Here is a 19,317-nt window from a genome sequence, read left to right on the forward strand (position 1 = left end):
ACACTGAGATGCGAGGCTTTATTTCGTGATCTGACGCCAAGAGTTCTGGACATGAGGATTTCCGCCTGAAGCAATTCGACAGCGGCCCAATCACCGTGCTCTCGCAGCGCGGTTTTTTTATATCCATTTACATGTTAACGATTTCGTTATCAATGGAAATGGTATTGGAGCATTTGTCGATCGAAGACAGGAATGGAACGCGCCCGCGTTCTGTTTCTGTCTTTTTTTTTTCAAAAATAGAGGAGGCCACACAGATGAATGAAGCATCTTGGCGAAGATTAGAATTTGATAAAGTAAAAGCAGGTGTAGTAAGTTTCACGATTTCACCAGCAGGACGATTGTTAGCTGAACGACTTGAACCAAGCACGAAGCATCGTCAAGTTGAAGCTTGGCTGCAAGAAACGTATGAGGCTGCTGAGCTTCTCAGAAGTGGCGCAAGTATTCCGTTATCTGCGATGGATGGAATTGATTCATTTCTGTCGCTGCTCGGCAAGGGTAGAATTTATAACGAACAGGAACTCGAGCAGTTGTCAGTATGGCTGACATCTGTTGTGCAAATGAAAAAGTATATGTTCAGCAAGCGTGAAATTGCGCCAACGATAGCTGCCTATGCGGAATCCATGTACGATTGCCCTGTGCTGAGGGATGAACTAAAACGTTGTATCCGTTACGGACAGTTAACCGATCAAGCTAGCCCTGATCTTGCCTACATCCGCAGACATATTTACGCAACGGAGGATAAAATCCAGAAAAAAATGGAGAATGCGCTTTATAAGTACCGAACTTCACTGCAAGAGCCAGTCATCAGTAAACGCCATGATCGATTTGTTATTGCGGTAAAACGCGAGCATCGCAAGCAGGTACCCGGGACGGTATGGGATGAGTCCGCAAGTGGTCAGACCTTATTCGTGGAACCATTAGATGCATCCGAGCTTCAGGTAGAGCTGCAGCAATGGAAGGCAGATGAAGAGCGGGAGCGCACCGTTATTTTATCCCGATTGTCCGAATATACAGAGTCGTTCTCCTTTGAGTTGTTTCGTAATGTAGAAGCTATGGCTTCATTTGATTTCATTACGGCTAGGGCGAAGTTGTCTCGTTCTTATGAAGGTAAAAGAATTACTTTATCAGAACAGCCTGTTGTACGTCTCGTTAGCGCACGTCATCCACTGCTTGGGCAAAATAGCGTACCGCTTCATGTGGAGCTCGGTTATAAATGGAAACAGTTGATTATAACTGGACCGAACACGGGTGGTAAAACGGTAACTTTGAAAACCATTGGATTATTCGTGCTCATGGTACAATCGGGGTTGCTTGTTCCAGCCGAGCAAGGGAGTGAGATGGGCGTCTTCCAGCATGTCATCGCCGATGTTGGAGATGGTCAAAGTCTGGAACAGTCACTTAGCACATTCTCTTCTCATATCACCGTACTGAAGGATATGCTTCAAGCAGCTGGTCCGAGAGCTCTGCTTCTGCTCGATGAGCTGGCAGCGGGTACCGATCCATCAGAAGGCATTGCTCTCTCCATCGCACTATTGGAGCAATTGTTGAAACGAGGGGCATTAGCAGCGGCAACAACACATTTTAATGAAATTAAAGCTTTTGCTGCTCGGACTGACGGATGTCAGAATGGGAAAATGGCTTTCGATGCGGAAACATTAAAGCCGTTGTATCGCTTGGAGATGGGTGAAGCAGGAGAAAGCCATGCATTTGCGATTGCAAGACGATTCGGGTTGCCGGAAGAGGTCATGTTGCGTGCAGAACAATTGCTAGTGCGGAAGGATAATCAATCGGGAGAGAAACGCATAAGCGAGCACACGCGAAATGAAAAGAAAGTTCAGAAAACGTCTTCTATAGCTGAAGCTGAGCTCCCCAAATTGAATAAGAGTGTGCCTAATGAAAGTAACACACAGGGCTTGAAAAAAACAACGAAACCATTTGAGAAAGGCGATGCGGTATGGATCTATCCACTTAATAAAATGGGTGTTGTTTATCGTCCAGCAGATGAGCGAGGCAACGTTATTGTACAGATACAAGGACAAAAGCTTACGTTTAATCACAAACGGTTGAAGCTGTATATCGCCAAAATAAAGCTTTACCCGGATCAAAATGAGGAGTATGACCTCGATATCGTGTTTGAATCAAAAGAAAACAGAAAAACTCGCAAGTTGATGAATCGCAAGCATGTAGAAGGCTTAGAGATTGTTACAAAAGAGGAAGAGCTTCTCTGATGGTTTAAACATGTAAAACAAGAAACCCAGCCGCGGGTGCAATCACCTAGGCTGGGTCTTTTGTTGAAGAATGGATTAGCTAATCACGACTTTGGATGACCAGTAATAAGCCTTTTCGTATAGTGATGATGCCTGTAGACGAAACAAGGACATTGCTGATTCCGAGTGACTGGCCAATTGTTAACTCAGCGTCAGTCAACGGATATTGGAATCCATGAAGTGTAATTCCGTCTACGCTTAGTGTTAGAGGAAGTAAAGAGACATTCGGGTATCCTTGCTGTTCGATCGTGATTTGATCAGTCACGAGAGAAATTTTGTTATGATCATCAATGATCGTCGTTTTCACTTGCTGCTTTGTCGATAATGCAAGCAGATGTACATTTGCTAGAGAATGATCAAACCTTGTGCCCAGCGCGCCAAGTAGGATTAATTCGGTAGGCTGCAAATCCAAGGCTAGACGAACGGCCATTTCCGTATCGGTATAATTTTTGTCGATAGGGTCACAGGCAATCGTTTGACCGCTGTTTTTACGAATCTCTATCAATTCTTCTTCGGATACTGAATCAAAATCTCCGATGGAAATATCTGGACGCAATCCATTTGAGATCAGGAAACGAGCACCGCTATCTGCTCCAATGAGCAGATCATTTGGTTTTATATGTGCAAGTGCCCAAGCGCCAAGCTGGCCGCCTGTGCAAATTACGATGCGAGGTTGCATGACGAATTTTCCTTTCTTATTCACGTTATCGAATGTTATTCACACAAGTATAAAGCCTTTTGTTCTAAAAAAACTAGAGGCAGCGGAATAACTCTATGTATTACTTGATAAATATCACGAAAATTGTCATTGCGTATCCACAAACTCCCAGCTAAAATGATGAATGAAAGTACCGATGAAGGGATCGGTTCATGGACGGGAAGCGAGGCGCATTTGCTATGAGTATGGACATTTTTGGTATTTTTAGCATAATCGGTACAATTGCTTTCGCAGTCAGTGGAGCGATTGTGGCTATGGAGGAAGAATACGATATACTAGGTGTATTCGTGCTTGGCCTTGTCACAGCGTTTGGAGGCGGCGTCGTGCGCAATCTCTTGATCGGCATGCCGGTTACATCACTTTGGAATCAAGGATACCTGCTGAAAATAGCCATTATTGCAATGACGATTGCATTTCTTTTGCCAGTCGACTGGATTCAGCGCTGGAGACGGAGCGAGGCTTTTTTTGATGCCATTGGATTATCTGCTTTTGCTATTCAGGGGGCGCTTTATGCTACGCAGATGAAACATCCGCTTAGTGCAGTACTTGTTGCAGCTATGCTGACAGGGATAGGCGGCGGCATTATTCGCGATGTGCTGGCTGGTCGTAAACCGCTTGTGCTAAAAGATGAAATTTATGCCGTATGGGCAATGCTTGCAGGTCTCGCGATTGGACTTGGTTGGTTTAAATCATCCTTGGAGCTCTTGGTTCTATTCGTTATCATAATTAGCTTCCGAATGCTTTCTGTTTATTTCAAGTGGAAGCTGCCCAGACGCTCGTTACATATTGATACATCTAATGAACAGCAGAAAAGAGGAATCTCATGAAAGCACGTATTTTATTTGTATGTCTCGGAAACATATGCAGGTCTCCAATGGCAGAGGCTGTTATGCGCCATCAGGTTGAGCTAGCAAACTTAGCAGATCAAATAACAGTCGATTCCGCCGGTACCGGTGATTGGCATTTGGGGAATCCGCCTCACGAGGGCACGAGGGAGCAACTGGATCAGCACCAGATTTCACACCAGGGGATGAAAGCTCGATTAGTAACACCGGATGACTTCAAAACCTTTGACTACATCGTATGTATGGATACGAACAATTTACGCGATGTACGCAAGCTGTTTTTTGGGGAGGGTCAAGCCTCTGCCGATGAATCGAAACGGTTGTTTACTTTTATGGAGCTATTGCCGGGCAAGGGAATAGCTGATGTGCCTGATCCTTATTATGAAGGTAATTTCCCATTTGTTTATGAGCTAGTGGACAGTGGATGCAAGGAGCTTCTTAACCGGGTTAAAGCTGATTTACAAATAAAATAATAAATTTTAATAATAAAAAGCTGTCCAACAGTTCCGAATGGAGCTTGCTGAACAGCTTTTCATTTGATTATTCTACATCAATGAAATAGGTTAGCGCTTGATCGAGCTCTTTTTGCCAAAAGCCCCATTGGTGTTTGCCATCTTTCTCTTCATAGAAGACAGACGCCTGATTAAGCTCGAGCAGCGCTTTGGCATTGCGATTCAAGGCCACAAAATCAAATATACCACGATCGGTTTCGTAGGCATCCTCCTGGAGTCCAACGATCATATAGATTTTCAGCCAGCTTAGGTCGCCTGCTGAAGCGATAATATTTTGTGATACACCATAAAAAGCACCGGATAAGGACATGACGCGTGTAAAGAGATGCGGATAGGAGAGAGCCAAATGCAAGGAAACCGAGCCGCCAAGCGAATCACCCGCTAATAAACGTTGTTCGGGGTCTTGTCTTACGGCATAACGTTCTTCAACAAACGGTAGTAGCTCCTCTGCGAAAAAACGAATGTACGCCTCATGTCGATTGCCGTCTGGCGTATACTCCTCAGTGCGCTGCTTTTTGTCGACATCGACGCCTACAATGATGAAAGGTTCAAGTCCTTCATCCAAAATTAATCGAGTGGCAGTAGTCGCAATACGCCCGAAGTTGAAAAAATCTTCACCATCCTGGCAATATATGACTGGGTAGCTAAGTACTTCATTATAGCCAGGCGGCAAAAAGATACGTAAATTACGACTTTGCTCCGGTAAAAATTGGCTTGGTACGGTCTCCTTCACTATCGTTCTCTTTAAATATCGCTCATCTGTCATTTCTTTCTCCCCTATCTATTTGATTTATTGAATGGAAAACATCTGTTGTGGGTAAACAATATAAAGACAATCAAAGGAATCACATCTATTTCTGTCCTATTGTATTATGCTGTTATACTAAAAAAAAATGTCTGTAGCATATACAATTTCTTAAAAGAATGATGAGAATCGGTGAAAAAACAACGGTTTTTGTGTTTTTTGCTTTGACCATTTTCATTAAACAGGTTTATAATAATTCTATAACAGAGGTAAACGATTTTCAAATATTTCGATTGAGGTGAGCGTTCAAAATGAGCAAATTGCCATACGAAGTTCAAACGGAACCGGTAACTCCGCTTTCTGTCTTGTCACTCGACGGGGAAGTTGTTAATCCGGATTTATTGCCGGAATTGTCTGATGACCAATTAAAAGAAATTATGTACCGCATGGTATTTACTCGTACATGGGATGAGCGTGCTGTTAATTTAGGACGCCAAGGAAGATTAGGTTTTTATGCTCCAGTGTCTGGCCAAGAAGCATCGATGGTCGGCAGCGAATACGCATTGAACAAAGATGATTTCATTTGCCCAGGTTACCGTGATATGCCACAGCTTGTATGGCACGGTTTGCCATTATATCAAGCATTCCTATATTCTCGCGGACACCAACAAGGTGGTCAAATTCCTGAGGATGTACATGTTTTAATGCCGCAAATTATTATTGGCGCACAAGTATTGCATGCTACTGGCGTTGCAATGGCATTTAAGAAAAAGAATGAAAAGCGTGTAGCTATCACATATACAGGCGACGGCGGTTCGTCAGAAGGCGACTTCTATGAAGGCATGAACTTCGCAGGCGCTTATAAACTGCCAGTTATTTATGTTGTTCAAAACAACGGTTATGCCATTACTACACCTTACTCCAAGCAAACAGGCGCGTTGTCAGTTGCACATAAAGCTGTTGCTGCTGGTATCAAAGGTGTTCAAGTTGATGGAATGGACGTGCTTGCGGTTATTAAAGCCGTTCGTGAAGCAGCAGAGCGTGGACGCAATGGCGAAGGCGCTACATTGATCGAGCTTCTGACATACCGTTTCCGTCCGCATTCCTTGGCGGATGATACGACTAAATACCGTACAAAAGATGAAGAAGCAGAATGGGCTCTGAAAGATCCGCTTGTTCGTTTTGGTAAATACCTAGAGAAAAAAGGCTTGTGGACAGAAGAGGACACAAACCGCGTGAAAGATGAAGCAAAAGCAACAGTAACTGAGCACATCAAAAAAGCTGAAGCAGTTGAAAAAATGACTGTAGCAGGCTTGATCGATAGCATGTTTGAAACAACACCGCAATACTTGGAAGAGCAAAAGGACGATTTTCAATAGTAGAGGAGGATCAGACGATCATGGCTCAAATGAATATGTTGGAAGCAATTCGCGATGCGATGCGCGTAGAATTGAAACGTGATTCGAACGTTGTCATCTTCGGTGAGGACGTAGGTAAGGTCGGCGGTGTATTCCGTGTGACAGAAGGTTTGCAGGATGAATTCGGTGAAGATCGCGTATTTGATACGCCTCTTGCTGAGTCAGCTCTTGCAGGTATGGCAGTTGGTATGGGTTTGCAAGGTTTCCGTCCAATCGCTGAAATCCAATTCGTAGGTTTTATTTATGAAGCGCTTGACCAAATCTTTGTCCAAGCTGCTCGTATGCGTTACCGCTCTGGCGGACGCTACAACTCGCCAATCGTATTCCGTACGCCTTTTGGCGGCGGCGTTAAAGCGGCAGAGCTGCACACGGATTCCCTTGAAGGTCTTGCCATTCAAACTCCGGGTATCAAGGTTGTCATTCCTTCAAACCCTTACGATGCAAAAGGCTTGATGATTTCTGCAATCCGTGAAAATGATCCAGTATTCTTCATGGAGCACTTGAACTTGTACCGCGCATTCAAGGCTGAAGTGCCTGAAGGTGAATATACAGTTGAAATCGGCAAAGCTAACGTTGTTCGCGAAGGCAGTGACGTAACGATCATTTCTTACGGTCTTATGGTTCACACTGCTGTCAAAGCAGCAGAAGAGCTTGAAAAAACAGGCGTAAGTGTAGAAGTAATTGATCTTCGCACACTGCTTCCTTTAGATATCGATACCATCGTTGCTTCAATTAAGAAAACAAACCGTGCAATTGTTGTACAAGAAGCACAAAAAACTTCTGGCGCAGCAGCAGAAATCATTGCCCAAATCAATGAAAAAGCAATTCTGCACTTAGAAGCTCCAGTACTTCGTGTAGCTGGACCGGATACCGTATATCCGTTTGCTCTAGTTGAGGATGCGTGGCTTCCTTCAGTAGCTCGTATTTCTGCAGCGGTTAACAAAGTACTGAACTTTTAAAGGAGGTTAAAGCGGTGGCTAAATTCGAATATCGTTTCCCAGAGCTCGGCGAAGGTTTGCACGAAGGCGAAATCATTAAAGTGCATATCAAAGTTGGAGACACGGTTACAGATGATGACATTATTATGGAAGTTCAAAACGATAAAGCGATCGTGGAAGTACCTTGCCCTGTAAATGGTAAAGTACTAGAAGTGCTCGTAAAAGACGGTCAAGTTTGCAACATTGGCGAAGTTGTTGCCATCATTGATGCAGAAGGCGAATTGCCAGAGCAAGCAGAACCAGCAGCAGCTGAGGCTCCTAAAGCAGAAACGCCTGCAGCGGCAGCTCTAGCAGTAGAGGCTCCTAAAGCAGAAGCTCCAGCAGCCCAGGCAGCAGCAACAGCAGCACCAAAAGCTACAGGGGGTCTTGTACTAGCAACACCAAGCGTTCGCAAATTTGCACGCGAGCAAGGCGTAGACCTAACGCAAGTAGGCGGAACTGGCAAAAACGGACGTATCACTCGTGATGACGTAACTGGTTTTGGCGGCGCTCCTGCAGTTACGGCTACAGATGCATCTGCTCCTGCAGTTGAACAACCAAGCAATGCAGAAGTTGCAGCGAAGGTCGAAGCTAAGCCTGCCGCAACAACATCTGGAACACCATATCGTCCAGAAGAGCGTGTACCATTCAAAGGCATTCGCAAAATCATTGCTAATGCAATGTCGAAGTCGGTTTATACAGCTCCACACGTTACGATTATGGATGAAGTTGATGTAACTGAGCTAGTAGCACTTCGTGCTAAATATAAGCCTTATGCTGAGAAAAAAGGCTCCAAGCTTACGTATTTGCCGTTCATCGTGAAAGCTCTTGTGGCAGCATGCCGCGAGTTCCCGATCTTGAACGCTACGCTTGATGAGGCAAACCAAGAAATCGTTCTTCGTAAATTCTACAATATCGGTATCGCAACAGATACAGATAACGGCCTAATCGTGCCGGTTATTGAAGATGCAGATCGTAAAAACCTATTCAAAATTGCTGACTCGATTCGTGATCTAGCTGCTCGCGGTCGCGACGGTAAACTTGCTGCTAACGAGCTAAAAGGCAGCACAATCTCGATTTCCAACATTGGTTCCGCTGGCGGTATGTTCTTCACTCCAGTAATCAACTTCCCAGAAGTTGCGATTCTTGGTACAGGTAGAATTACAGAGAAAGCTATTGTTCGCAATGGTGAAATCGTTGCTGCTCCTGTAATGGCTCTTTCACTGAGCTTCGATCACCGTCTTATCGACGGCGCAACAGCACAAAACTTTATGAATTACATCAAAACACTTCTGGGTCAACCAGAACTGTTCATAATGGAGGTATAAGACATGGTTGTTGGTGATGCTTCCCTAGATATTGATACTCTAATTATTGGTGCGGGCCCAGGTGGATATGTAGCAGCGATTCGTGCTGCTCAACTAGGTCAAAACGTACTTATCGTGGATAAAGAACATGTAGGCGGCGTATGCTTGAATGTGGGCTGTATTCCATCGAAAGCACTTATTTCCGCATCACATCAATATGAATCAATCAGCCATGCTTCTGCATTCGGTATCGAAGTTGGAGAAGCTAAAGTTGACTTTACTAAAGTACAAGAGTTCAAAAACGGCATCGTGAAAAAATTGACAGGCGGCGTTGCTTCACTTCTGAAAGCAAACAAAGTCCAATATTTCCAAGGCGAAGTTATGTTTATTAACGAAAACGAAGCGCGTGTATTCAATGATCAAGAAGCGCCTCGTTACCGTTTCAAAAACTGTATTATTGCTACTGGTTCACGTCCAATTGAACTTAAAGCTTTCCCTTTCACTGGTCGCATCGTATCGTCAACAGGTGCATTGTCCTTGCCAGAAATTCCGAAGAGCCTTGTCGTTATCGGCGGCGGCTATATCGGTATCGAGCTTGGTCAAATGTATTCCAAATTCGGTACAAAAGTAACAGTAATTGAAGGTTCCGACGCAATTTTGCCGGGCTTTGACAAAGATATGTCTAACATCGTTGCTAAGAAACTGAAAAGCACGAATGTTGATATCATTACTGGCGCACAAGCAAAAGGTGCTGAGCAAACGGATAAAGACGTAACTGTAACTTATACAGTTGGTGATAAAGAAGAGAAAGTAACAGCGGATTACCTGCTTGTAACGGTTGGACGTCGTCCAAATACCGATGGTGAGCTTGGTCTTGACCTAATCAACGTGAAGCTTTCCGATCGTGGCTTAGTTGAAGTTGATGAGCAATGCCGTACAAACATTCCGCACATTTACGCGATTGGCGATATCATTGCGGGTCCTGCACTTGCGCACAAAGCAATGTACGAGGGTCGTATTGCAGCTGAAGCTATTTCTGGTCAATCCAGTGTTATTGACTACAAATGTGTACCAGCAGTTTGCTTCTCTGATCCAGAATGCGCAAGCGTTGGATTCAGTGAGAAGGAAGCAAAAGACAAAGGCCATAATGTGAAGGTTGGCAAATTCCCGTTCGCAATCAATGGACGCGCGATGTCGCTTAACGCAAATGAAGGCTTTGTTAAACTAGTATCCGACGCAGATTCCGGTCTTGTGCTCGGTGCGCAAATCATCGGTCTTGAGGCTTCCAATATGATCGCTGAGCTTGCTCTTGCTATCGAAATGGGTGCAACTCTTGAGGATATCGCGCTTACGATTCACGCGCATCCTACACTTGGTGAAATCGTGCTAGATGCAGCTGAAGTTGCACTAGGCCACCCAATCCACACATTTATTAAATAAATCGCAATAATGTTATCGTTTTGCGAAATCAGAGGTCACGCGGCTATCCAGCCGGCGGGGCCTCTTTGCGCATCAAGGACTGCAATGCAATAATAAGGAGGCGTACACGAACATGGAGCAAGCGACCAAGCCTGCAAAAGATTCTCGAACAATTATGACGCAGCTTATTTTTCCTTTGGATACGAATCATTTCAATACGATGTTTGGCGGAAAACTGATGGAGTATATGGATAAAGTAGCTGCGATCTCTGCCATGAGACATGCACGCATGCAAGCCGTAACTGCTTCCACGGACAGCCTTGATTTTTTGGCGCCGATTCGGGTCGGGGAAGTCATTGAAGTTGAAGCCTTTGTCTCGTGGACAAATCGCAGTTCCATGGAAGTATTCGTGTCAGTGCAATCTGAAAATTTGTTTAGCGGTGAGCGCAAAACGACAGTTACTGCTTTTTTTACTTTTGTTGCGATCGATGATAACGGTAAGCCTGCTATTGTCCCGATTGTCGTTCCAGAGACGGAAGAAGAGATTAAGCTGCATCGTTCAGCCCCTGAGAGGCATGCGCTCAGAAAGAAACGAAAACAGGACAGAAATCCCGGATGATGATATAATAAATTGTTATTTTTCTGATTTTTTCATGATAGGGAGCAATGTCCAAATGAGCAAAAGCGAACAAACCTACCTGCAATTGTTAAAATATGTTTTAGAGCATGGAACCAAAAAAGAGGATCGCACTGGAACGGGTACCATTTCAACTTTTGGATATCAAATGCGTTTTGATCTTAGTGAGGGTTTTCCACTGCTTACAACGAAACGTGTGCCTTTCCGATTAATTGCAAGTGAGTTGATTTGGTTTATTCAAGGAGATACGAACATTCGTTATCTTCTTCAACATAATAACAATATTTGGAATGAATGGGCATTCAAAAGATGGGTCGAAAGTACATCCTATAACGGTCCTGACATGACAAATTTTGGCCTACGTTCACAGACGGATGCTGAATTCGCCAAAGCTTATGACGAGCAGATGGATCTTTTTAAACAGCATATATTGACCGATGATCCGTTTGCCGCTGAATTTGGAGAGCTTGGCAACGTATATGGCAAGCAGTGGCGGGATTGGAAGACGACCCAAGGCAGTGCCATCGATCAGCTTAAGGACGTCGTTGAGACGATCAAGAAAAATCCGGATTCGCGGAGGCTGATCGTATCGGCCTGGAATCCAGAGGATGTGCCGAGCATGGCTCTGCCTCCATGTCATACGATGTTCCAATTCTACGTAACAAACGGCAAGTTATCCTGTCAACTCTACCAGCGCAGTGCGGATATTTTCCTCGGCATACCGTTTAACATCGCGAGTTATGCGTTACTGACGCATATGATTGCGCATGAGTGCGGGCTTGAGGTTGGAGAGTTCATTCACACGCTTGGTGACGCTCATATTTATACGAATCATTTGGAGCAAATCGATATTCAGCTCAGCAGAGAGCCTAAACCACTTCCTCTGTTAAAATTAAACGCTGACAAAAAAACGATTTTCGACTTTGCTGTTGAAGATTTGTCCATTGAGGATTATAACCCGCATCCGTCTATTAAAGCGCCAGTAGCGGTTTAAAGTTTATTATCGACTAGGAATAGGAAGGAGTAAACGAATATGAATATTACGTTGATTGCTGCAATGGATCGTAACCGGACGATTGGAATAGGAAATAAACTTCCATGGCGCTTGCCTGCGGAAATGGCATTTTTCAAGAAGATGACGATTGGCAAAACGGTGCTGATGGGCCGGAAGACGTTTGAATCGCTTCCTAAGCCGCTTGATGACCGGAAAAATGTCGTATTGACGCGTCAGACGGATTTCCACCCAGAAGGCTGTGTGATCGTTCATTCGATCGAGGAAGCGCTTGAAGTCTATACAGACGAAGAGCTTGTGGTCATAGGCGGAGCTGATATTTATGAGCAGTTCCTGCCTTTTGCTAATAAGATCTTGCTTACGAAAGTAGAAGTTGATATTGAAGGCGGAGATGCTTTCTTCCCTATTTTCTCTGATTTGCAATGGCAGCTCGTGGAAAGCGAGAGCAGAGAGAGCGATGAAAAAAATAAGTATGCTTTCACGTTTCAAACGTTTATTCGACAAGATGTATAGATTTTAGAGTGAAAACCGAACGTTTGACGAACGATATGTCAGAAAGTGCAAATGATTGTACGCATAATCCATTACCTTCATAAGTACTTGAATGCTAGGATGTTGTAAAATAGTAAACGAGTGCTTTAGACAAAATATTCGTTTTTTCAGAAAGTTTGTTATTGAATATTTGAAGAATTCCCGATATAGTTTGAAAGAGAATCTAAGCAGTGGTTAACGGGAAATATGGATGGAGGAAATGCGATCATGTCTACACCTACTGGTTTTATGGAATTTCAGCGCGAATTGCCGGCCGATCGCGACCCGCTAGAGCGTATCAAAGACTGGCAAGAGTTTCATAAGCATTTTTCGGATGAGCAATTAAAGACGCAAGGGGCTCGCTGCATGGACTGTGGTACGCCATATTGCCATACAGGCATTGAACTGGCAGGTTCGGTCTCTGGTTGTCCGGTAAACAATCTGATTCCAGAATGGAATAATTTGATTTATCGTGGGTTATGGCGCGAAGCGCTTGACCGTCTGCATAAAACGAATAATTTCCCTGAATTCACTGGCAGGGTTTGTCCAGCGCCGTGTGAGGGATCTTGTACGGTTGGCTTAATAGGTGATGCTGTAACGATCAAAACGATTGAACAAGCAATCATTGATCGCGGGTTTGAAGAGGGCTGGGTTGTTCCACAACCGCCAAAAGTACGCACTGGCAAACGGATTGCCGTAGTAGGTTCTGGGCCTGCGGGTATGGCAACTGCTGCCCAGTTAAACAAAGCAGGACATACCGTTACGGTATATGAGCGCGCAGACCGCATCGGCGGCTTGCTAACCTATGGTATTCCTACGATGAAGCTTGAGAAACATGTCGTTCAGCGCCGTGTTGATTTGATGGCAGCAGAGGGCGTTGATTTTGTAACCAATACAGAAATCGGCAAAGATATTACAGCTAACGAGCTGGTTAATAACTTTGACGCAGTCGTTCTTTGCGGAGGCTCGACAAGAGCTCGCGACGTTGAGATGGAAGGCCGCGATTTAAACGGTGTTCATATGGCGATGGATTACTTGAATGGCACAATTAAAAGCTATTTGGATTCTAATCTAGAGGATGGCAACTATATTTCCGCAAAAGATAAGGACGTTATCGTTATTGGCGGCGGAGATACAGGTTCTGACTGTGTGGCCACTGCACTCCGTCACGGTTGCAAGTCGGTTACGCAATTCGGCACACATGCTAAAGCGCCGCTTGAGCGTGACAACATGAAAAATCCATGGCCGCAATTCCCGAATGTTTATACACTGGATTATGCTCATGAGGAAGCAAAAGCACTATTTGGCGAAGATCCTCGCGCGTTTTCTGTACTGACGAAGAAATTTGTTGGCGATGGAAACGGAAACCTAAAAGAGCTTCATACGGTTCAAATTGAACGCACAGTTGATGAGACTGGACGCAAAATATATAGTGAAATTCCTGGCACAGAAAAAGTATGGCCTGCAGATCTTGTATTTATCGCGGTCGGCTTTGAAGGACCTGAAACGACACTGATTGAACAGCTTGGACTTGCACAAGACCGTCGTACTAACGTAAAAGCAACTTATGGTAAATACAACACCAATGTTGATAAAGTATTTGCTGCTGGCGACATGCGTCGCGGTCAAAGCTTAGTCGTTTGGGCGATTAACGAAGGTCGCGAGGCAGCACGTGAAGTTGATAAATATTTGATGGGAACATCGATGCTTCCTTAATCATTGGACGAGAGATGATTAAAAAAAGTATAATAAGATGTATGAGAAGCGCCTTAGGGCGCTTTTCTTGCTGAGAATAGAGGCAATACATCGTACAGAGGAGACACATTATGATCAAATACGAATCAGAGAAAATGACAGAACTGATATTTCGTTCTTTTCAGCCAACGATCGAACGCAGGAATGAACAATGGATAGATATCATTTTGCATGTCGAGCATGCTTCTGAGACGGAAATGCCGGATGATATGATCGATTTCACGATACTCGTCATTTGTACCATTGATGGAAGGATAGCACAAATGGTCCCGCATGATGAAGGCTGTGATTGCGAATATCAATTTACGGTAAGCGAGAAGGAACAAATAACGGCCTTTATTATGCAATCATATATTCAAGAAGAAATTCAAAAACTAAGCTCACTGTCATAAGGAAAGTTGTGGTAAAATCGGTTTGAGATGACGCAAAGGGGCGATTCGTCATGCCAGCCGATGAAGCATATGTTTTGTCACCAACAGACGTTCGAAATATTCGAAGTTATGTTCAGCACAAATACGCTGCGATGCCTGGGGAAAAACGAGCGGAAATCGTAGCCGACGCAGTCAAACGCATTATACATAAGCAATTGCCGAATTTCGAGAGCAGCATCAAACGCTACGTCACAGAGACGCTCATAAAAACAACCGTTTTGGAGCGACAAAGACCTGTTAGAGCGGAAGACATTTTTCAAGTTTGTTTAGGACTAGACCGAACTTCGACAGATATATATGATCCGTTCCATGATTGGTTGGAGGAACAGCTGCTCGTAAGCTGTAAGAAGCCGCTCATGCAGCGTGTAATGGACGAGCTCTTATTAACAAGGGACCAATCGGGTATGGATTCGAACGAGGCTGAGAACGGCCTTTTGACGCAGCTGAGGGGTTTGCTAGCATCTGAAGGTGTCGAATCGCGAACCATGGTGCAGGCTTCGAGCACTGCTGAAGTCATATCTCTTCCTATAACCCAGTGGAGCGAAGCATTAACACGCAGGATTAGTACAAGAACTTATATTTACAGTACTTTAAGTTTCTTATTAATTGCTGCTACTTTAATGTATGGCTGGTCCTTAAATAAGCCGTCAAACAATAAGCTGCAGCCACCGGTTGTCATAAAACAAGTTCAACCGATTGTCGTTCCGATAGATGGGCTGCCTGCCGAGCTTCGTTATCAAGAATTTGATCAAACACGGTTGGTATCATTTTTACAGTCGAAATCATCCATACTAGCTGAACAGCCTTATTTTGATGCGATTATAACTGCTGCGCAAACCTTCGATATACATCCTGTTGTCTTATTTGCCATTACTGGTCAAGAGCAAGGGTTTGTACCGAAGTCGAATAAGCAGCACAAGAAGATTGCGAATAATCCTTTTAATGTTTTTCATAGCTGGCAGGATTTTAATACAGATATTGAACAATCCGCAGAAATTGCGGCGCGCACGGTATTTAATTTAAGCAAAGACAGACCAGCGGATGTAGACCCTTTTACATGGATAAATCGGAAGTATGCGGAAGACCCAAAATGGTCGGACGGCGTTCGGACAATTTTCGCCAAAATCATTGCCTATATGGAAACGCCGCCTAATAATAAATAGTGTTCGCTTACTTCAGAAAAATGAACGTAAAATAAAGATTTGGACTATCAGTGAACCCAATTGGGATAACCCTCCCGTTGGGTTTTACTTTTTTCTATGGACAACTTCCATACTCTGAAATTAGGAAAAGCATTTCTTTTTCACCTAGAAATCTGTAAAATGTTCTAGTGGCTGTACAGTGCGAAACGTTCTATTACGATTTGTGGAGAGTGATAGGCGTTAGACTTTCGAAATGTTTAAAGAAGGAGCGATTATCTTTTGAAGACACTAATCATTGCGGAGAAACCTGATATGGGACGAAATATAGCAGCCGCAATCGATCCTAAAGCAAAAAATCACCGTTCCTACATAGAAGGCGAACAATATATTATTACGTGGGCTATCGGTCATCTGATTGGACTTGCAGAGCCTGATGCATATGATGATCGTTACAAAAAGTGGAATATAAATGATCTTCCCATAATACCGACACAATTCAAGCTCGTACCGAACAAAAAAACAATCGATCAGCTTAAGGTAATCGGCGATCTGGCAAAGCGCAGCAATCTGCTTGTAAACTCTTGCGATGCCGGGCGAGAAGGCCAATATATTTTCTCCCTCATACAGCGCCATCTTAAATTAAACCAACCCGTTAAGCGGCTTTGGATCTCAGACCTTACACCGGAGACGATCCGAAAAGGGTTTGAGGAACTGAAAGAGGGCGCCGAATATGAGAATTTGACCCGTGCAGCAACAGCAAGGAGCGAGGCGGATTGGCTCATCGGAATGAATGGATCTCGCGCTTTTACAACGAAGCATAATGTACTGCTGTCGGTTGGAAGAGTTCAGACGCCGGTACTCGCACTTATCTATGATCGGCAGAAGCAGATCGAAGCGTTCTCTTCATTGAAATTTTTTGAACTAGAAGGGCACTTCACTCAAAATGAGATGTCTTACCGCGGTATGTGGCAAGGCGAGAGAATGACGGATCAAGATAAAGTTGCGGCCATTGCTGCTAAGGTTAAGGGCAAGGAGGGGCGTATTGCGTCGTATGAGGTTAAAGATACGAAGGAGTATCCGTTTAAGCTATACGATCTCACTCTTTTGCAGCGGGAAGCCAATGGCAAGTATGCTTTTTCTGCAAAAAAAACGCTGGATACAGCGCAGGCGTTATACGAGAAGCATAAAGTCATCTCTTATCCAAGAACAAACTCAAACTACGTTACTGAGCAGAACATTCCGGAGATGCACAAAACGTTGAATGCCCTTCAAGGCACAGCCTATGATGATCTCGTAAAAGGGGCAAATCGAAGCCTTGTGCATAAGGGGAATAAATTCATTTGCAATCCGACAAAGGTAGAGGATCACCACGCTATTTTGCCAACGAATCGCAAAGCAAATGGACTTAGCCCAGATGAGCAAAAGCTTTATGATTTGATTGTGCGACGGTTTTTGTCCCAGTTTTATCCTGCTGCTGAATACAAGGTGCACACGGTTATGACTGAGGTGGAGAACGAAATGTTCAAAACGACGGTTAAGGAGCTTCTAAGCTTGGGCTGGAAGGTGATCTATGCTGATCAGAAGAAGGAGAAGGCAAAGACAACGGCTAAAAGCAAGGATAAGGAAGAAGCTGAGGACGAGGAAATTGAGGTGAATGAGCCTTTCTCGATATCCGCTGATGAAGGGATTACTTGCTCGGATGCCATTGTGAAAGAGAAGGACACACAGCCTCCTAAGCATTACACTGAGGGAACGCTGCTTAAAGCAATGGAAAGCGCAGGCAAGCAAATTGAGGACGAGGATGTCCGCGATGCGATGAAGGATTCCGGCTTAGGTACGCCTGCTACACGTGCAGCTACGATTGAGCGGCTGAAAAACGTAGGGTATGTGGAAATGCAGGGCAAGAAAATACAAGTTACACAAAAAGGCCGGACGGCCATTGAGCTGATTCGTGGTGCAGGCATCGACTTGCTTACCTCACCTGAAATGACGGGGTTATGGGAGAGACGTCTAAACGAAATCTCCAGAGGAACCGCTTCAGATGGACAGTTCATGGAAAATGTAAAAAAATTCGCCACGATGATTGTGGACAAGGTTCGCGTTCAGTCACGCGCTGCTAAAACATCTTTTGAGAGTGAAGCTCCTGTTCCCGCTAGAGGCTCTGGCGGCAAGGCAGGGACGGCAACTCGAACCCGTGCAGCATCAACTAAAACAGCAGGAACGGCGAAAAAAAGTACAGCGGCAGCTGCGGTGTCAAGCACTCCGACTGTGATCGCCACTTGTCCGAGGGCTGGCTGCGGTGGTTCGATCTTTATGGGCCGCAAAGGTTATGGCTGTTCTCACTACAAAGAAGGCTGTAAATTCGTCATATGGAAGCAGAGCTTTGGACGGGATTTGACGGACACGCAGGTGAAAGCTTTAGTCGAGAAGGGGAAGACGACAAAACTGAAGCTTGAGCTTCCGGATGGTTCGCCTGGAGAAGGAAAAATTGTGCTTAGAGATGTGGATACCGGAGAATTAGCAATCGAATAGTAGATCTTTTTTCTCACATAATAAAACCCGAATTCGTCATTAGCAAAAAGTGACGAATTCGGGTTATTTGATTTAGTCGATTAATTATCGATTTACGTAGCCGTGAATCGCGTCAGGAACGTCCTTCAGATGATCTAAGGTTAAAAAAGCACCTTTTGGTTCGACTTCAATCTGAATGACGTTATACTCCCATTCGGTTATCGCACGCATATGAATGGCATGGATACCAGCTGTTAAAGCAGGGACAACATCGGTTCGAATGGAGTTACCAACCATCCACGTACTGTTGCGATCGAAGGCTCCCGCGGACAAAATAGTCTCTAATGCATCGCTATTCTTCAAGCGGCGGATGTAAATCCGTGAATCGAAGTAACGCTCGAGATTAAATTTCTCAATCTTGCGTCGTTGAATGGGCAGCTCGCCGCCCGTGTAAAGATGAAGCTCATGACCGGCTTCCGCCAGTGAGAATAACGTTTGCTCCATATTTGGATACGGCTCGCTATCGTGCTCATATACACTTAAGCCAAGTTTCCACAAAAAATTTTCTTCATTTGTGGATCGTTTGCGACCGATCAAATGAGAGAAGTGAATGTAAGTATCAACAAATGATTGTGGGAAATGCTCACTTTTAAATCCAAACACAGCAACGCCTGCAATATCGATCTCCATTTGCTTATCTCGAATAGCTTGAACAGAAACGAGGGGAGAGCTTCCGAACCAAGTAGTCATCGCATCAATAAATTGATCAATGACTAAGTAAAAGTATTTATTGCAGTGAATTAATGTATCGTCGAGGTCAAACATAATTTGTTGCTTCATTTATTCGATCTCCTTTGCGAAACTTGAAACTGTATGATCAATCTACCGCAAGTGGTAGGGTCGAGTCAATGTAAGGAGCGAGTGATGAATTTCTTTTACATAGATATCCAAAAAAACCGGCATAATGATAGTGGAGGTGATTAGATTGGCATTTAACAGAAACGGTAAAAGTGATCGACAAAATACTTCTAGCATACGCGGACAGGCAGGAAAGCTTAAAACTGATAAATTCGCGAAGCGACCGTCGAGC

The 19,317-nt window shown here is 44.3% G+C and carries 17 protein-coding genes; 14 read left to right on the forward strand and 3 right to left on the reverse strand.

Annotated elements, in window-relative coordinates; all coding sequences use genetic code 11:
* Positions 1–254 precede the first annotated feature (254 nt).
* Positions 255–2,228, forward strand: coding sequence for an endonuclease MutS2 (locus AC787_RS10165; RefSeq protein ID WP_054024666.1), 1,974 nt, complete (start codon positions 255–257; stop codon positions 2,226–2,228).
* Between the two features lie 79 nt (positions 2,229–2,307).
* On the opposite strand, the gene AC787_RS10170 is transcribed toward AC787_RS10165, so the two are convergent.
* A complete protein-coding gene (locus AC787_RS10170; protein WP_054024667.1) occupies positions 2,308–2,946 on the reverse strand; it encodes a thiamine diphosphokinase in 639 nt (212 codons plus the stop codon).
* A gap of 224 nt (positions 2,947–3,170) precedes the next feature.
* Here AC787_RS10170 and AC787_RS10175 point away from each other — a divergent pair, with 224 nt between their 5' ends.
* The gene (locus AC787_RS10175; RefSeq protein ID WP_054027013.1) at positions 3,171–3,812 is read left to right on the forward strand and encodes a trimeric intracellular cation channel family protein; all 642 of its coding nucleotides are present in this window, start codon (positions 3,171–3,173) and stop codon (positions 3,810–3,812) included.
* Positions 3,809–4,303 carry a low molecular weight protein-tyrosine-phosphatase gene (locus tag AC787_RS10180; protein WP_054024668.1) on the forward strand — a complete coding sequence of 165 codons (495 nt, stop codon included), beginning with the start codon at positions 3,809–3,811 and terminating at the stop codon, positions 4,301–4,303. The genes AC787_RS10175 and AC787_RS10180 overlap by 4 nt, the downstream gene beginning before the upstream one ends.
* A 67-nt stretch (positions 4,304–4,370) precedes the next feature.
* Here AC787_RS10180 and AC787_RS10185 read toward each other — a convergent pair whose 3' ends face one another.
* A complete protein-coding gene (locus AC787_RS10185; RefSeq protein ID WP_054024669.1) occupies positions 4,371–5,108 on the reverse strand; it encodes an alpha/beta hydrolase in 738 nt (245 codons plus the stop codon).
* 290 nt (positions 5,109–5,398) lie between these two features.
* On the opposite strand from AC787_RS10185, the gene pdhA reads away from it, so the two are divergent.
* From pdhA to AC787_RS10240, 11 genes are all read left to right on the forward strand, one after another.
* On the forward strand, positions 5,399–6,466 hold the full coding sequence (gene pdhA, locus AC787_RS10190; RefSeq protein ID WP_054024670.1) for a pyruvate dehydrogenase (acetyl-transferring) E1 component subunit alpha: 1,068 nt from the start codon (positions 5,399–5,401) through the stop codon (positions 6,464–6,466).
* A gap of 20 nt (positions 6,467–6,486) precedes the next feature.
* Positions 6,487–7,464 (forward strand): alpha-ketoacid dehydrogenase subunit beta, encoded by a 978-nt coding sequence (locus tag AC787_RS10195; protein WP_054024671.1) that lies wholly within the window; start codon positions 6,487–6,489, stop codon positions 7,462–7,464.
* Positions 7,465–7,478: 14 nt separating this feature from the next.
* The gene (locus tag AC787_RS10200) at positions 7,479–8,810 is read left to right on the forward strand and encodes a dihydrolipoamide acetyltransferase family protein (protein ID WP_054024672.1); all 1,332 of its coding nucleotides are present in this window, start codon (positions 7,479–7,481) and stop codon (positions 8,808–8,810) included.
* 3 nt (positions 8,811–8,813) lie between these two features.
* Positions 8,814–10,229: a dihydrolipoyl dehydrogenase gene (gene lpdA, locus AC787_RS10205; RefSeq protein ID WP_054024673.1), complete on the forward strand. Its 1,416-nt coding sequence runs from the start codon at positions 8,814–8,816 to the stop codon at positions 10,227–10,229.
* A gap of 112 nt (positions 10,230–10,341) precedes the next feature.
* Positions 10,342–10,827, forward strand: a complete 486-nt coding sequence (locus AC787_RS10210) for an acyl-CoA thioesterase (RefSeq protein ID WP_054024674.1) — start codon at positions 10,342–10,344, stop codon at positions 10,825–10,827.
* 55 nt (positions 10,828–10,882) lie between these two features.
* Complete coding sequence (locus AC787_RS10215) at positions 10,883–11,839, forward strand: thymidylate synthase (protein WP_054024675.1); 957 nt, start codon at positions 10,883–10,885, stop codon at positions 11,837–11,839.
* 39 nt (positions 11,840–11,878) lie between these two features.
* Positions 11,879–12,370, forward strand: a complete 492-nt coding sequence (locus tag AC787_RS10220; RefSeq protein ID WP_054024676.1) for a dihydrofolate reductase — start codon at positions 11,879–11,881, stop codon at positions 12,368–12,370.
* Positions 12,371–12,616: 246 nt separating this feature from the next.
* Positions 12,617–14,104 (forward strand): glutamate synthase subunit beta, encoded by a 1,488-nt coding sequence (locus tag AC787_RS10225; RefSeq protein WP_054024677.1) that lies wholly within the window; start codon positions 12,617–12,619, stop codon positions 14,102–14,104.
* Between the two features lie 110 nt (positions 14,105–14,214).
* A complete protein-coding gene (locus AC787_RS10230) occupies positions 14,215–14,535 on the forward strand; it encodes a hypothetical protein (protein WP_054024678.1) in 321 nt (106 codons plus the stop codon).
* Positions 14,536–14,585: 50 nt separating this feature from the next.
* Positions 14,586–15,737, forward strand: a complete 1,152-nt coding sequence (locus AC787_RS10235; protein ID WP_054024679.1) for a glucosaminidase domain-containing protein — start codon at positions 14,586–14,588, stop codon at positions 15,735–15,737.
* Between the two features lie 258 nt (positions 15,738–15,995).
* The gene (locus AC787_RS10240; RefSeq protein WP_054024680.1) at positions 15,996–18,248 is read left to right on the forward strand and encodes a type IA DNA topoisomerase; all 2,253 of its coding nucleotides are present in this window, start codon (positions 15,996–15,998) and stop codon (positions 18,246–18,248) included.
* Positions 18,249–18,332: 84 nt separating this feature from the next.
* On the opposite strand, the gene AC787_RS10245 is transcribed toward AC787_RS10240, so the two are convergent.
* Positions 18,333–19,067 carry an HAD family hydrolase gene (locus AC787_RS10245; RefSeq protein WP_054024681.1) on the reverse strand — a complete coding sequence of 245 codons (735 nt, stop codon included), beginning with the start codon at positions 19,065–19,067 and terminating at the stop codon, positions 18,333–18,335.
* Positions 19,068–19,317: the final 250 nt, after the last annotated feature.

This window comes from Bacillus sp. FJAT-28004, assembly GCF_001280845.1.
Taxonomy (GTDB): domain Bacteria; phylum Bacillota; class Bacilli; order Paenibacillales; family Paenibacillaceae; genus Pristimantibacillus.